The organism is Microbispora sp. H11081 (assembly GCF_012999535.1).
Lineage (GTDB): Bacteria > Actinomycetota > Actinomycetes > Streptosporangiales > Streptosporangiaceae > Microbispora.
This window is the reverse complement of record NZ_JABBWV010000002.1, coordinates 527,202-541,647: the sequence shown is the minus strand read 5'-3', so window position 1 is coordinate 541,647 and position 14,446 is coordinate 527,202. Positions and strand designations below refer to the sequence as shown.

General features: G+C 73.0%; 16 protein-coding genes. 8 read left to right on the top strand and 8 right to left on the bottom strand.

What is annotated here, in order from left to right:
• Positions 1-5: 5 nt before the first annotated feature.
• A complete protein-coding gene (locus HHX31_RS07535) occupies positions 6-557 on the top strand; it encodes a TrmH family RNA methyltransferase (RefSeq protein WP_169946413.1) in 552 nt (183 codons plus the stop codon).
• Positions 558-606: 49 nt separating this feature from the next.
• Here HHX31_RS07535 and HHX31_RS07530 read toward each other — a convergent pair whose 3' ends face one another.
• On the bottom strand, positions 607-1,170 hold the full coding sequence (locus tag HHX31_RS07530) for an EF-hand domain-containing protein (protein WP_169946411.1): 564 nt from the start codon (positions 1,168-1,170) through the stop codon (positions 607-609).
• Between the two features lie 72 nt (positions 1,171-1,242).
• Here HHX31_RS07530 and HHX31_RS07525 point away from each other — a divergent pair, with 72 nt between their 5' ends.
• From HHX31_RS07525 to HHX31_RS07500, 6 genes are all read left to right on the top strand, one after another.
• On the top strand, positions 1,243-2,304 hold the full coding sequence (locus HHX31_RS07525; protein ID WP_169946409.1) for an SDR family oxidoreductase: 1,062 nt from the start codon (positions 1,243-1,245) through the stop codon (positions 2,302-2,304).
• Complete coding sequence (locus tag HHX31_RS07520; RefSeq protein ID WP_169946407.1) at positions 2,301-3,974, top strand: fatty acyl-AMP ligase; 1,674 nt, start codon at positions 2,301-2,303, stop codon at positions 3,972-3,974. Before HHX31_RS07525 ends, HHX31_RS07520 begins: the two co-directional genes overlap by 4 nt.
• The gene (locus tag HHX31_RS07515; RefSeq protein ID WP_169946405.1) at positions 3,971-4,303 is read left to right on the top strand and encodes an acyl carrier protein; all 333 of its coding nucleotides are present in this window, start codon (positions 3,971-3,973) and stop codon (positions 4,301-4,303) included. Before HHX31_RS07520 ends, HHX31_RS07515 begins: the two co-directional genes overlap by 4 nt.
• 57 nt (positions 4,304-4,360) lie before the next feature.
• The gene (locus HHX31_RS07510) at positions 4,361-5,158 is read left to right on the top strand and encodes a glycerophosphodiester phosphodiesterase (protein WP_169946403.1); all 798 of its coding nucleotides are present in this window, start codon (positions 4,361-4,363) and stop codon (positions 5,156-5,158) included.
• 28 nt (positions 5,159-5,186) lie between these two features.
• A complete protein-coding gene (locus HHX31_RS07505; protein ID WP_169946401.1) occupies positions 5,187-6,536 on the top strand; it encodes an MFS transporter in 1,350 nt (449 codons plus the stop codon).
• A gap of 239 nt (positions 6,537-6,775) precedes the next feature.
• Complete coding sequence (locus tag HHX31_RS07500) at positions 6,776-7,120, top strand: RNA polymerase-binding protein RbpA (protein ID WP_030509898.1); 345 nt, start codon at positions 6,776-6,778, stop codon at positions 7,118-7,120.
• 72 nt (positions 7,121-7,192) lie between these two features.
• On the opposite strand, the gene HHX31_RS07495 is transcribed toward HHX31_RS07500, so the two are convergent.
• From HHX31_RS07495 to HHX31_RS07480, 4 genes are all read right to left on the bottom strand, one after another.
• Entirely contained in the window at positions 7,193-8,053 is an 861-nt protein-coding gene (locus HHX31_RS07495; RefSeq protein ID WP_169946399.1) for a universal stress protein, read from the bottom strand.
• Between the two features lie 95 nt (positions 8,054-8,148).
• Positions 8,149-10,299: an MMPL family transporter gene (locus tag HHX31_RS07490; protein WP_169946397.1), complete on the bottom strand. Its 2,151-nt coding sequence runs from the start codon at positions 10,297-10,299 to the stop codon at positions 8,149-8,151.
• Positions 10,300-10,322: 23 nt separating this feature from the next.
• The gene (locus HHX31_RS07485) at positions 10,323-10,871 is read right to left on the bottom strand and encodes a TetR/AcrR family transcriptional regulator (RefSeq protein ID WP_169946395.1); all 549 of its coding nucleotides are present in this window, start codon (positions 10,869-10,871) and stop codon (positions 10,323-10,325) included.
• A gap of 150 nt (positions 10,872-11,021) precedes the next feature.
• Entirely contained in the window at positions 11,022-11,261 is a 240-nt protein-coding gene (locus HHX31_RS07480) for a hypothetical protein (protein ID WP_211589376.1), read from the bottom strand.
• Between the two features lie 41 nt (positions 11,262-11,302).
• On the opposite strand from HHX31_RS07480, the gene HHX31_RS07475 reads away from it, so the two are divergent.
• A complete protein-coding gene (locus HHX31_RS07475) occupies positions 11,303-11,572 on the top strand; it encodes a hypothetical protein (RefSeq protein WP_211589375.1) in 270 nt (89 codons plus the stop codon).
• A 19-nt stretch (positions 11,573-11,591) separates the two neighbouring features.
• Here the strand turns inward: HHX31_RS07475 and HHX31_RS07470 are convergent, their stop codons facing one another.
• From HHX31_RS07470 to murQ, 3 genes are all read right to left on the bottom strand, one after another.
• Positions 11,592-12,404: a DUF1206 domain-containing protein gene (locus HHX31_RS07470; protein WP_249345693.1), complete on the bottom strand. Its 813-nt coding sequence runs from the start codon at positions 12,402-12,404 to the stop codon at positions 11,592-11,594.
• Between the two features lie 70 nt (positions 12,405-12,474).
• Entirely contained in the window at positions 12,475-13,494 is a 1,020-nt protein-coding gene (locus HHX31_RS07465) for a serine hydrolase (protein ID WP_169946393.1), read from the bottom strand.
• Positions 13,495-13,515: 21 nt separating this feature from the next.
• A complete protein-coding gene (murQ, locus tag HHX31_RS07460; protein WP_169946391.1) occupies positions 13,516-14,430 on the bottom strand; it encodes an N-acetylmuramic acid 6-phosphate etherase in 915 nt (304 codons plus the stop codon).
• Positions 14,431-14,446 lie beyond the last annotated feature (16 nt).

Here is a 14,446-nt window from a genome sequence, read left to right as displayed (position 1 = left end):
GCCCGATGAGCATCCAGAACCCGCGCAGGCAGCTCAAGCCGACGGACGTCAAGCGGCTCAACCGCACCTGGCGCCGCAACACCGAGGGCCGGCTCGCGCTGATCCTCGAATCGGTGACCGGCCCCTTCAACATCGGCTCGATCTTCCGTACGGCCGCCGCCTTCGGCGTGGAGACGGTCTGGCTGGCCGGCAACGCCACCCCGCCCACCAACCCCAAGGCGCAGAAGACCGCGCTGGGCACCGACCGGCTGGTCCAGTGGCACGAGCCCGTCCCGGTGGCCGAGGCCGTGCGCGCCGCCCGGGAGGAGGGCTTCCGGGTCGTCGCCGTCGAGCTGACCGGCGACGCCGAGCCGCTGCACGAGGCCAAGCTCGACGGCGACGTCTGCCTGGTGCTCGGCAGCGAGGACCACGGCTGCTCCCCCGCCGCCCTGGAGGCGGCGGACTCGGTGGCCTACATCCCCCAGGTCGGCAGGGTCGGGTCGGTCAACGTGGCGGTCGCCGCGGCCATCGCCATGGCGGAGGCCCGCCGGCGCGAGTGGGCGGCGCCCGCCGAGTAGGGGCCGCCCAAGGACGCGGACGTCCGGGAACGGCCCGGGGCGTCTCGGCTCAGCCCTGTGCCGGGAGCGGGCCGAACAGCCAGTTGCCGTGACATCGCGCGTCCGGGCTGCGGAAGAACTGCTCGTTGGCCAGGTGCAGCTCCTCCCGGCTCAACGAGCCGTTGCCGTCCAGGTCGAGATGGTCGAACGCGACGACGGCGTTCGCCTCCGACATGCGGAACGCGCTCCCGGCCATCCGCAGGTACTCGACCCGGGTGATCCTGCCGTCTCCGTCGGTGTCCATGAGGTCGTAGAAGGCGTCGGCGACCGGCGCGATGTGGGTCCGGTAGCCCGCCTCGGGCTGCGTGACGAACCGGCCGAATCCGGCCGTGAACTCCTGCAGCCCGACCCGCTCGTCCCCGTCCGCGTCCATGGGCAGGGTCACCTCGTCCCACAGTCTCGCGTACCGGTCCCTGACCCGCCGCGACTCCTCGGAGCCCGGCGCGAACCCGAACGCGTTCACCAGCCGGTCGGCCGAGGCGGCGTAGTCCATCTTGTCGACGGTCCCGTCGTCGTCCACGTCGAGGAGCGTGAACAGATGGGCCAGCTTGCGCTGCTGCAGGTCGTTGAGCATGCACCCTCCCGCTTAGTCACTGTGAGCGATCGTGACTTTACCTTCCGCTAGCACTCATGGGAAGGTGTCGTGGTGCGCGTCCATGTGATCGACGGGGCCAACGGCTTCGTGGCCTCCCATCTCATCGCCGCTCTGCTGGCCCGGGGAGACGAGGTGATCGCCCTCGCCCGCGCGTCCGCCGACGTGGTGCGCCGCCGGGTCGCGGACGCGCTGAGCTGCCTCGGCCTCCGCGAGTCCCCGGCGGGCCGCCTGCGCGTGCGCGGGCTCGCGCTCGACCGGCCCGACCTCGGCCTCCCTGTCGCCGAGGTCTTCGCCGAGCCGTGCGTCTACTGGCACGTCGCCGCGCTCGTCACCTTCTTCCCACGCCGCGAGGAGGAGCTCCTGAACGTGAACGTGACGGGATCGGCGAACGCACTGTCCGCCTACGAACGGCACGCCCGGCCGGGCTCGCGCTACATCCACGTCGGGACGGCCTACCAGTGCGGGCTCGAAAGCGAGGGCCCCGTTCCCGAGGACTGGCCGTCGCACGCTCCCCCTGACCGGTTCCGCAACTTCTACGAATACTCCAAACGCGAGGCGGAGATCGCGCTGGCCCGGTCGCGGTCCGTCCGCGAGGGCGCCGCCCTGGTCGCCCGGCTGGGCGTGATGGTCGGGCACTCCCGCACCGGGCGGGCGCTGACCGACTACGGCTTGTACGACTTCCTCCGGGTGATCGCCTTCTTCGCCCGGCGGACGCCGGGGGAACGGGTCCGCATCCCCTGCCATCCGGGCTCCGGCCTCCATCTGACCCCCGTCGACACCACGGTCTCCCGGCTGCTCGCGCTCGCCGCCGCCGACCCGGAGCGCCCGGTCTCCCACGTGGTGCACGGAACCACCGTGCCGGTGCGCGACCTGTTCGGCGTGATCAACGACCGGCTGCCGATCGAGCTGGTCGCCGCCACGCCGGAGGAGATCCGCGACAGGCCGTTCAGCCGCTTCGAGGCGGTGGTCAACATGCGGGCCAAGTACACCGCGACCTACTTCAGGCATCGGTACGACTTCGCGTGGCGGGAGGCGACGGCCCCGCCCGCGGTCACCCCCCAGGTCCTCGACCGGCTGGTCTCCTGGTATGTCAAGGAGGGGTTGCCCGCATGACCGACTTCGTCACGCACGTGCGGAGCCGCCTCCGTGAGGACCGGGAGCTGGTCTTCCTGCGGGACGACGGCACCCCGGTCCGGCTGGGCTTCCCCGAGCTGGACAGGCGGGCGCGCGCCACCGCCGTGTGGCTCGCCCGGCACGGCCTGACCGATCGGCCGGTGCTGCTGCTCTACCCGGCGGGGCTCGACTTCACCGTCGCGTTCCTCGGCTGTCTCTACGCCCGGGTGCCCGCGATCCCCGCGCCCCTGCCGGACACGGGCGCGCCGCACGCGAACCGCGTACGGGCCCTGATGGGGGACGCGGGGGCCCGGATGGTCCTGACCGATGCCGCGCACGCGCCCGGGCTGTCCGATCTGTCGGCGCGCGTGGCCGATCCCGGCACCGCCGATCCGGACGCCTGGACCCCGCCGGCCATGACCGCGGACACCCTCGCCTACCTGCAGTACACCTCGGGATCGACGAGCGACCCGCGCGGGGTCGAGATCTCGCACGGCAACCTGCTGCACAACCTGGAGCTGTTCCGCCTGCTGGCCCGGGAGAGGCCGGTGCGGCGGCTGGCCGGGTGGCTCCCTCACTACCACGACATGGGCCTGGTCGGCCTCCAGTTGCAGGCGCTCCACGCGGGCGCCGACCTCGTGTTCATGTCACCGGCGGCGTTCGTCGCGCGCCCGGTGCGCTGGCTCGAGCTGATCAGCCGGTACGGCGCGGACTGGACCGTGTCCCCGGACTTCGGGTACGCCTGGTGCACGCGCAGGATCACCGACGAACAACTCGCCGGCCTCGACCTGTCCACGCTGACCATGGCGATCAGCGGAGCCGAGCCGATCCGGGCGGGCACACTCGCCGAGTTCGAGCGGCGGTTCGCCCCCGCGGGCTTCCGCCCGGCCACCTGGTGTCCCGGCTACGGCCTAGCCGAGTGCACCCTGATGGTCACCTGCGTGCCGCAGGGCCAGGGCGTGACCGTGCGCGAGTTCGACCCCGCCGCCCTGGAACTGCACCGGGCGGTCCCCGCGCCCGGGGGGACGCCCCTGGTCGCGTGCGGCCCGCCCTCCGGGCTCGACCTGCGCATCGTCGATCCGCACGGCCTCGGCCCCGTCCCCGACGGCGAGATCGGGGAGATCTGGGTGGCGGGCCCCAGCGTCGCCCTCGGCTATCGAGGCCGCCCGGCGGAGACCCGCGCCACCTTCCCCGCCGACGGCTCGGCGCGGCACGGCCGCTGGCTGCGCACCGGCGACCTGGGGTTCCTGCTCGACGGCCAGCTCTACGTGACGGGACGGATCAAGGACGTGATCGTGGTCAACGGCCGCAACCTCTACCCCCAGGACCTGGAGGAGGCGGCCGCGCGGGCCAATCCCGGCGCGGGGCGCGGCGCCGCCTTCGGCGTCCGCGGCGGGGACGGCGGGGAGCACGTCGTCCTGGTGCAGGAGGTGCGCATGCGCCAGCCGGCGACACTCGGCGAGACGGCCGACCGGGTCATGGACCGGCTGACGCGGGAGTTCGGTGTCCCGCTGAGCCTGCTCCTGGTGACCCGGGGCACGGTGCGGCAGACCACGAGCGGCAAGCTTCGCCGCCGCCACATGCGCGAGCTGTTCCTCGGCGGAGGCCTCACCCCGCTGCACGCCGAACTGGCGCCCGCGCTGCGCGGCCTGCCCGAGACCGTCGCATGAGCGCCGCCCCCGGTTTGTGGACCCACGACGCCCTGCGGCACTGGCTCGTCGAGCGGGTGTCCGGCTATCTCGGGCTGCCGGCCGCGGAGATCGACCCGGCGGTCAAGCTCCGGGCGTACGGGCTGGACTCGGTCCACGCGCTCAGCCTGTGCGTCGACGTGGAAGAGGCCGTCGGCCTCCTGGTCGAGCCGACCCTGGCCTGGGACCATCCCACGATCGACGCCATCGCCGCCCACCTGGCCGGTCTCCTGGCGGAGGACGAGACCCCGCGTGAACCTCGTCACATCGCGCCGGAACCTCGCCTCGAAGAGGACAAGGGACTCTTGTGACGCAAATGTTCACCTACGTGCCCTGACTGTTCGGCCGGGACCCGGCATACTCCTCTCGTGCACCGCCGTTTCGCGTTTCTCGACCACCCGGGCCCGCTCGCCTTCGCGCATCGAGGCGGCGCGGCGGAAGCGCGCGAGAACACGATGGAAGCGTTCTCCCGTGCGGTCGAACTCGGCTACACCTACCTGGAGACCGACGCGCACGCGACCGCCGACGGCGTCCTGCTCGCGTTCCACGACCACACCCTCGACCGCGTGACCGACCGCACCGGCCGCGTCTCCCGGCTGCCCTACCGGGAGGTCCGCCAGGCCAGGATCGGCGGCAGGCACGAGATCCCGTTGATGGAGGACCTGCTCGGCACCTGGCCGGACGCCCGGTTCAACATCGACGTCAAGGAGAGCGCCGTGATCGCGCCGCTCGCCCGGGCGATCCGCCGCACCCGCGCCTACGACCGGGTGTGCCTGACGTCGTTCTCCGACGTGCGGCTGGCCCGCGCCCGGCGCGCGATCGACCGGGAGGTCTGCTTCTCGCTCGGCCCGCGCGGCCTGGCCGCGCTGCGCACGGCCGCGATGGGCGGCGGGTACGGCAGGCTGCTGTCCGGGCTGGCCAGGGCCGGGGTGCCGTGCGCGCAGGCGCCCATCGGGTTCCGCGGCCTGCGGGTGACCACCCGCGCCCTGGTGCGCACCGCGCACGCGATCGGCATGCAGGTGCACGTGTGGACGGTGAACGACCCGGTGACGATGGCCCACCTGCTCGATCTCGGCGTCGACGGCATCATGACCGACAACGTCAGCGGCCTGCGCGACGTGCTCAAGTCGCGCGGGCAGTGGCACCCCCGGTCCGCCGCGCCGTGACGGCCCCCCACACCGGCGAGGAGAGAACATGACCGCCCCCCAGGTCGTCCAGGAGGAGATCCCCGAGGCGCGACGGCGCGAGCAACGCGGCTGGTACTGGTACGACTGGGCGAATTCGGCCTTCCAGACGACCGTCCTGACCGTCTTCCTCGGGCCGTACCTGACCTCGGTCGCCACGACGGCGGCGGGCGGCGAGAGCGGCTTCGTGTCGTTCCTCGGCCTTGACCTGCGGCCGAAGGCGTACTTCACCACGCTGGTGACGATCTCGGTGCTGCTGCAGATCGTGATCATGCCGATCATCGGCGCCGTCGCGGACCACACGGGGCGCAAGAAGCAGATGCTGGGGGTCCTCGCCTACCTGGGGGCGACGGCCACGCTCGGCTTCTACCTCGTGTCGGGCGACGCCTACCTGCTCGGCGGCGCGCTGTTCCTGGTCGCCAACGTGGCGTTCGGCGCGTCGATCGTGGTCTACGACTCCTTCCTGCCGCAGATCTCCGGCGCGGAGGAACGCGACGCGGTCTCCAGCAGGGGGTGGGGCTTCGGCTACCTCGGCGGCGGCCTGCTGCTCGCGCTCAACCTGGTCGTCTACCTGTCGGGCGGGGTCGAGGAGGGCCTGGCGGTACGGATCAGCCTGGCCTCGGCGGGTCTGTGGTGGGGCGTGTTCACGCTCATCCCGATGCTGCGGCTGCGCAACCGCCGGGTGCCCGTCCACGAGGCGACCGCGGCCAGGGCCGTGGCGGGCAGCGTCCGCCAGCTCGGCCGTACGATCGCCGACCTGCGGCGCTACCCCCGCACGCTGCTGTTCCTCGCGGCCTACCTGGTCTACAACGACGGTGTGCAGACGGTGATCGGCTTCTCCGCCACGTACGCCGACCAGGAGCTGGGGCTGAGCCAGACGCACCAGATCGGGGCGATCCTCATGGTGCAGTTCGTCGCGGTCGGCGGCGCGCTCGGGCTCGCGCGGCTCGCGGCCAGGATCGGGACCAAGCGCACGGTCCTGGCCAGCCTGGTCGTGTGGACGGTGGTGGTGGGGGTGGCCTACTTCCTGCAGAAGGGCGCGGCGGTCCAGTTCTACGCGATCGCCTTCGCCATCGCGATCGTCATGGGCGGCACGCAGGCGCTGTCCCGCTCGCTGTACTCCCTGGTGATCCCGCCGGGCCGGGAGGCGGAGTATTTCAGCCTGTACCAGATCAGCGACAAGGGGTCGGCCTTCCTCGGCTCCCTGACCCTGACGCTGGCGCTCCAGCTCACCGACAGCTACCGCACCGCGATCGTCTCGCTGGTCGTGTTCTTCGTCGTCGGCTTCGTGCTGCTCGCCACCGTCAACCTGCCCAGGGCCATCCGCGAGGCGGGCAACGAGGTCCCCAGCCACATCTGAGAGCGGGTGTCACCGGGAGTGGTCGCCCGTGCCGCGCCCACCGGCCGCGGAAGGGGCCGGGAAGGGGGCGGCGGACCGCCGATGCCGGCGGCTCACTTCATGCCGCACATCTGAGACCACAGGGACGGAAAAAGCGCGATTGGATCAGGTCTCGGCTGGGAATCCACACACGGTATCAGGCGTTGTACGCGGTGGCGAACGAACCCCTCGAAGGCGGGGACCTCAGGAGGCTTGAAGACATGGGCGAGCGTGCACTTCGCGGTACCCGGCTCGGCGCGACCAGCTACGAGAACGACCGCAACACCGACCTGGCCCCGCGTCAGGAGGTGTCCTACACGTGCCCCAAGGGCCATCTGACCACCGTACCGCTCGCCGTCGAAGCCGAGATTCCCACGACCTGGGAGTGCCGTCACTGCGGCAGCCCGGCGCTGCGGGTGGACGCGGAGCAGCCCCAGCAGAAGAAGGCGAAGCCCCCGCGGACCCACTGGGACATGCTGCTGGAGCGCCGCTCGATCGAGGACCTCGAAGAGGTGCTGAACGAGCGGCTCGCCATTCTGCGCGAGCAGCGGCGCAAGAGCGCGTAGGACGCCCGAAACGCCCCCGGCGGCCCGGTTTCCGGGCCGCCGGGGGCGTTTCGCGTGTTCAGCCCCTACCGCTCAGCCCGCCTGCGCGGGGGCGCGCACCACGGCCATGGGGCACCTCGCGTGCTGCAGCATGGCCTGGCAGACCGATCCGAGGAGCAGCCCGCTGAACCCGCCCTTGCCGTGGGAGCCGATGACGAGCAGTTCGGCGTCCGCCGACGCGTGCCGCAGCGCGTCCACGGGGTGGCTCTGGACGACCTCCTCGACGACCTTGACGTCGGGGTAGAGCGCGCGACGCCCGGAGAGCGCCTCCTTGACCATCCGCGCCTCGATCTTCTCGTCGTCGAAGTCGTCGGGGATCGGCGCGAAGCCGCCGCCCGCGTCCAGCGGGCTGTAGGCGTGCACCACCCGCAGGCCCGACCCGCGCAGGGCCGCCTCGGCGAAGGCGAAGTCGAGCACCTTCTCGGAGGCGGCGGATCCGTCGAACCCCACCACGATCTCCGGGCGCGGCGCCGCCGGCCCCTCCCGCACGACGACCACGTCGCACGGAGCGTGCCCCGCGACGCCGTACGCGACCGAGCCGAGCAGCAGGCCGCGGAAGCCGCCGAGCCCGTGGTTGCCGAGCACCAGGAGATCGGCGTCCGCGGCCGCCTCGATCAGCGCCGGGCGCGGGTCTCCGGCCAGGATCGCGGTGTCGGCCTCCACCTCGGGCGCCTCCCGGCCGGCCCGCTCGGCGGCGGCCGCGAGCACGGCCGCCGCGCCGTCGCGCATCCACGCGGCGACGCTCGCGTACCGCCCCTCCTGGGTGCTCGAACACGCCCAGGCGGGGATCGCGTTGGCGATCCGCAGGGGGACGCGGCGCAGGGCGGCCTCCCTGGCCGCCCAGGCCGCGGCCGCAAGTCCGGCCTGGGAGCCGTCGACACCCACCACGATCATGAGATCCTCCTTTTCCGCTTCTTCCATCAGACCGTCCGCCCATCGGGCGTGCGAGCGCCGAAGGTCCCGCCGCGACGGGACCTCCGGCCTTCGCGTCACTTCACTTCGGCCGACTCGGGGAGAGTGGTGAGGTGGCGCCGCAGGCGCTCACCCTCGACGTCGAGGTCGGGCAGCACCCGGTCCAGGCCGCGGGGCAGCCACCAGGCGGCGCGGCCGAGCATGGACATCACGGCCGGGACGAGGGTCATCCGGACGACGAAGGCGTCGATGAGCACGCCGATGGCGAGGGCGAAGCCCATGGACTTGATGATCGGGTCGTCCATGAACACGAACCCGCCGAACACGGCCGTCATGATCAGCGCCGCCGCGGTGACGACCCGGGCGTTGTGCCCCATGCCGTTGATCGTCGCCTGGAGAGGGGTGTCGCCGTGCACGTGGTCCTCGCGCATCCGCGAGACCAGGAACACCTCGTAGTCCATGGCCAGGCCGAACAGGATGCCGATGAGCAGGATCGGCAGGAAGCTCACCAGCGGGCCCGGCACGTCCACACCCAGCAGACCGGCCAGGTGACCCTCCTGGAAGATCGCCACGGTGATGCCGAAGGTCGAGCCGACGGTCAGCAGGAAGCCCAGCGCCGCCTTGACCGGGACCAGGATCGAGCGGAAGACGAGCATGAGCAGCAGCACCGACAGGCCGACCACCAGCAGCAGGTAGACGGGCATGGCGTCGGAGAGCTTGTCCGAGACGTCGATGCCGACGGCCGTGGCGCCGGTGACGGCGATCTCGGCGCCGCCGATCGCGGCGACCTTGGCGCGGATGGCGTGGACGGCGTCCTCGGTGGCCGCGGCGGTGGGCCCGGCCTTGGGGATGATGGCCAGCAGCGCGGTGGTGCCCGCGGCGTTGGGCTGCGGCGGGGCCACGGCCAGCACTCCGGGGGTCTGCTGGATCAGCCGGGCGGCCTCACCGGCGGCGGCGGTCGTGGCCGCGGGGTCGGCGGCGGAGACCACGGCGATCAGGCGGGCGTTGAAGCCCTCGCCGAAGCCCTCGCTGGTCAGGTCGTAGGCGTCGCGGGCCGGGGTGCCGGGAGCGGCGGCGCCGGCGTCGGGCAGGGCCAGCCGCAGGTCCTGGGCCGGCAGCGTGAGCGCGCCGAGGACGACGACCCCCGCCAGCAGGATCGGCACGCGCAGCCGGGCCACCACCCGCCCCCACGTGTAGCCGAAGCCCTGGCCGCCCGCGTCCGCGTTCCCGCCCGCGCGCTGCGCGCGGGGCAGCACCCGGGCTCCGGCGTACGACAGGAAGGCGGGCAGCAGCGTGAGGGCGACCAGCACGGCGACGGCCACGGTGCCCGCGGCGGCCAGGCCCATCACGCTCAGGAACGGGATGCCGACCACCGACAGGCCGGCGAGCGCGATGACCACGGTGGCGCCGGCGAACACGACCGCCGATCCGGCGGTGCCGACCGCCCGGCCCGCGGCCTCATCCGGCGCCAGGCCCTCGGCCAGGAACTGGCGGTAGCGGGAGGTGATGAACAGCGAGTAGTCGATGCCGACGGCCAGGCCCAGCATCAGCGCCAGCACCGGCGTGACGGAGGTCAGTTCGACGACGCCGCTGAGCGCGAACAGGCCGCCCATGCCGGCCCCCACGCCGATCAGCGCGTTCAGCAGGGTCATGCCCGCGGCGACCAGCGAGCCGAAGGTGATGATCAGGACGACCGCGGCGATCACGACGCCGATCGCCTCCGACCCGCCGACCTCCGGCGCGCTCTTCAGGACCTCGCCGCCGTGCTCGACCCGCAGCCCCTGCGCCGACGACCCGGCCTTCAGGTACGCCGCGCGCTGGGCCTCGGTCACGTCCTCGGCCCCGCGGTCGAACTGCACCTGGATCAGGGCGTAGCGGCCGTCCTGGGAGACGGCGCCGGACCGGAACGGATCCATGGCGGCGACGACGCCGGGGATGGCCGCGGCCTCCTTGACCACGGGCGCGACCGCGGCCGGGTCGAGCTTCCCGCCCTGCGGCGCGGCGACGACGATGGTGCCGGTGACCCCGCTCGCCTGGGGGAACTCCTTGGCCAGGGCGTCCAGCGCCCGCTGTGACTCGGTGCCCGGCATGGCGAACTTGTCGCTGGTCGGGCCCTGGAACGCCGCGGCGGCCAGGCCCAGGACCGCGAGAAGCAGCAGCCACACGGCGGTCACGCGCCCGCGGCGGCGGAAGGAGAACCGGCCCAGCCGGTACAGCAGGGTTGCCACAACAGAACTCTTTCTTCCGAAGGTCAGCAGGCCGGCAGGCCGAGCGTGCGCAGCGCCCCGCGGGTCAGCTCCGCGCGCAGCGTCCCCTCGGGGACCCCGCACTCGCCGGCGCTGGTCAGGATGATCCCCAGCATCGCCATCCAGGCCCAGACCCGGGCCGGCTGGTCGGCCGAGCGGCCGGACAGCGCGTCCGTCAGACGTGCCATGAAGCCGTCGACGTCCGGCAGTTCCGGCCGGTTGATCAGGGTGTCGACGTCCAGCAGAAGGATCTTCACCTGGAGCCGGAAGCGCAGGGACAGGTCGACGAGCGCGTCGACGGCGGCCCGGGCGGCCGCCTCGCCGTCGAGCCGGGCGAGCCGCGCCTCGAGTTCGGCGACCTGCGCCCCGACGGGCGCCAGCAGCTCCGTCAAGATCGCGTCCTTGTTCGTGAAGTGGTAGAGCAAGGACGCCTTGGAGCAGCCGGCGTCCGTGGCGATCTCCTGCAGGGAGGTGCCGCGGAAGCCGTGCGCGGCGAACAGCCGCACCGCGGAGTCGAGAATGTCCGCGCGTAGCGTGGTTGCGGAACGCGCCATGGCGGACACCCTAGCTGACCGATCGGACAGGATTCGGGCCGCAGGTCCCGTGACCGTGCGGAGAAGAAAGAGATCCTCAGAGTCCGCCCAGGTGAGACGGGGTGTCACCGGGTCTCACCGGGTTTCGTCCGGGGCGGACCGTGGCGGATTTCACAGGTCGAGCAGGTCCACCGACACCTGCCACAGCAGGGTGGCCGCCTCGGGGTCGAGCGCGTACGCCGCCACTCCCCGCCGGGTGCCCGGCCGGTGGGGCTCCGCCTCCTGGCAGTCCTCGAAGTACCGCCCGGTGACGCCCTCCAGCAGCGGCGAGGCCGCGGCCAGCACGGAGGTGGCCGCGCCCTGCTCGGCCGTCTTCCACGCGGGACCGTCTCCGCCCACCCGGGTGCGCATGCGCTCGAGTTTCGTCGACTACCTGGCGACCAAGCGGGGGCATGGCCGGCGCGTTGCGCGCCGTGATCGCCTCCGGCGCCGATCCGTACGCGCACAGCCGTGAGCTGCTGGCCGGGACGATCGGCGCGTTGCTCGACGCGGGCGGCGCGGCGGGGACGCTGCGGCGGGACGTGGCGGCCGAGGACGTGCTCGCGGGCGTGAACGGCGTCTGCTTCGCCGCGGGGGAGCCCGCACAGAGAGAGCAGGCCGGGCGGCTGCTCGACCTGCTCATGGACGGCCTGCGCCGTACGTCGTCCGGGGCGGCGACCTGAGCCGGCGCCCTGGATCAGCTCAGACGCGGTGCCAGCGGGCCTCCGCGAAGCAGTAGGCGGCGAACAGCACCAGGCCGAGCGCGACCACGACGAGCAGCCACGGTCCCGCGGGGGTGTCGGCGAGCGACTTCAGCGCGCCGTCGATGCCGGCCGCCTTGTCGGGGTCGTAGGTGATGGCGGCCTTGCCGATCAGGACGCCGGCGGCCAGCGCGATGACGCCGCGGGCGATGTAGCCGGCCTTGCCGAGCTTGGTCACGACGCCGCGGGCGCGAGGCGTGGTCACGTGCATGTCCTTCATGAACTTCTCGGTCCAGCCCTCGTAGATCCAGTAGACGCCGAGGGCGATCACGCCGAGCGCCAGCAGGCCGACCAGGAACTGACCGCCCGGCAGCTCGAAAAGCGCCTTGGTGACGTCCTTCGACTGGCTGTCGGACGAGGAGGCGGCCTTGTTCCGCGTGAGCAGGGCCACCATCGAGAACACGAGTCCCGCGTAGACGACGGCCCTGGCCACGGACTCCACGCGGTCCTTGACCTCGGGACGGCCCCACACCGCCTCGGAGATCTGCCAGATCGCCAGCGCGGCCAGGCCGACGGCCATGATCCACAGCAGGGGGTCGCCCATGGGCGAGTCGCGCACGATCTGGATCGCGCTGCTCTTGTCGGCCTCGCCGCCCCCGCCGAAGGCGATCTGGAGGGCGACGAAGCCGATGATGGCGTAGAGGACGCCCCGGGCGGCGAATCCGACCTTGGCGAGCTTCTCCATGGCGGGGTGGTCGGCCGCTCTCCTGGCCGCACCCTCCATCCGCTGTCCGGCCTGATGCGCGGTCGTCATCACAGCTCCTCTCCTCGGGGGGTCGGTCTGCCTACTGACCCGGAGGAGGAGGATCAAACATGCGCCAGGCTCAGCCGGCCAGGCGCAGCGCCTCCGCCGCGACGGCGTGCCGCAGGTCGCGAATGCCGGGCCGTCCCCTGAGCGGATGGACGTTGTTGGTGAGCAGCACGACGGTCAGCCGGCGGACGGGATCGACGACCAGCGACGTGCCGGTGAAACCCGAGTGGCCGAACGCGCCCGTGAGCGGCCCCACGATGGCGGGATCGCCGATCCGCACCCCGAGCCCCTGGCGGAAGGCGGCCCCGGGCACCCCCTGGTCGCGCAGCATCTCCGCGGTCCACTCGGCGGGCAGCATCGGCCCGCCTCCGGTGCGCAGCGCCTCGCCGAAGCGCACGAGGTCGGCGGCCGTGGAGAACAGCCCCGCGTGCCCGGCCACGCCGCCCAGCGCGTACGCCGTCTCGTCGTGCACCTCGCCCCTGACGCACGTGCCGCGCTTGAACTCCGTGGCGACGGCCCGGCCCGGGTCGACCGGCCCGTACGTCGTGGCGGACAGGCCGAGCGGTCCGGTGACCCGCTCGCGCACCAGCACGTCCAGCGGCGCCCCGCCCGCGGCCTCGGCCACCCGCCCCGCCGTGATCATGCCGACGTCCGAGTAGAGGTGCGTGCCCGGCGGCCCCTGCGCCGGGGTGGACAGGACGAGGTCCCAGCGGGCCTCCTCCGGCTCCTCCTCCACCCGGCGGCTCGCGGGCAGGCCCGCCGAATGCGTCAGCAGGTGCCGTACGGTGATCTCCGGCCTGCTCCGGTAGAACCGGGGCAGCCGGACGGCCACCGGCTCGTCGAGGTCGAGCGCGCCCTCCCCGGCCAGCGAGACCAGCACCGCCGCGGTGAACATCTTGCTCAGGGACGCGATGTCGAAGAGCGCGTCCGCCGTCACGGGCGGCCGCTGCGGCAGCAGCCCGCCGGACGCGTCGGCGTACCGCGCGGCCTCCCCCACGGCGGCCCCGGCGACCGTGCGCCCGTCGACGGCGATCAGGGCCACCGCCGCCGAGGCCACCTCGGGCACCGCGGCCCGCAGGACGTCCTCGAGCATGTGATCGGGCCCCATTCGCGATCAGGCGCCGCGCAGCGCCGGGCCGAGCCGGTTGCCGTGCGCCGCGAGCAGCGCGCGGGCGTCGTCGGCGCCCACGCCGCGTTCGATCATCACGACGGCCGTCTTCACGTCCCGCCCGGCGTCCTCCAGGACCTCCCTGGCCCGGGGCACCCGCGTGCCGGTGATGTCGGAGACGATGCGGGCCGCCCGGTCGACCAGCTTGGAGTTGCTGGCCACGACGTCGACCATGTAGTTCCCGTACGTCCGGCCCGACCTGATCATGGTGATCGTCGAGATCATGTTGAGGACCAGCTTCTGGGCCGTGCCGGCCTTCAGCCGCGTCGAGCCGGTGACCACCTCGGGTCCCACGACGGCCTCGATCGCGTGGTCGGCCGCCCGCGCGAGCGGAGTGCCGGTGTTGCAGGCCACGCCCACGGTCAGCGCGCCGAGCCGCCTGGCCTGCTCGACCGCCGCGACGACGTACGGCGCGCGCCCGCTGGCGGAGATGCCGACGACGGAGTCGAGCGGGCCGACCGCCTTCGCGCGGATCACGGCGGCGCCCGCCTCCGCGTCGTCCTCCGCGCCCTCGACCGACCGCACCAGCGCGGCCTCGCCGCCCGCGATGATGCCCTGGACGAGGTCGGGGTGCGTGCCGAAGGTCGGCGGGCACTCGGACGCGTCGAGCACCGCGAGCCGCCCTGAGGTGCCCGCGCCGACGTAGAGGAGCCTGCCCCCGTCGGCCATCCGCGCCGCGATCGCGTCGATCGCCGCGGAGATCTCCGGGACGGCGCGGCCCACCGCGGCCGGGACGGCGGCGTCTGCGGTGTTCATGAGCCGCGCGATCTCCTCCGTCGGCAGCGTGTCGATTCCGCTGAAGCGGGGATCGCTCTGTTCTGTGGCGAGAACGGCGAGTGATTGCGTCGTGGGCTGCGTCATGGTTCCTCGGCTTCGG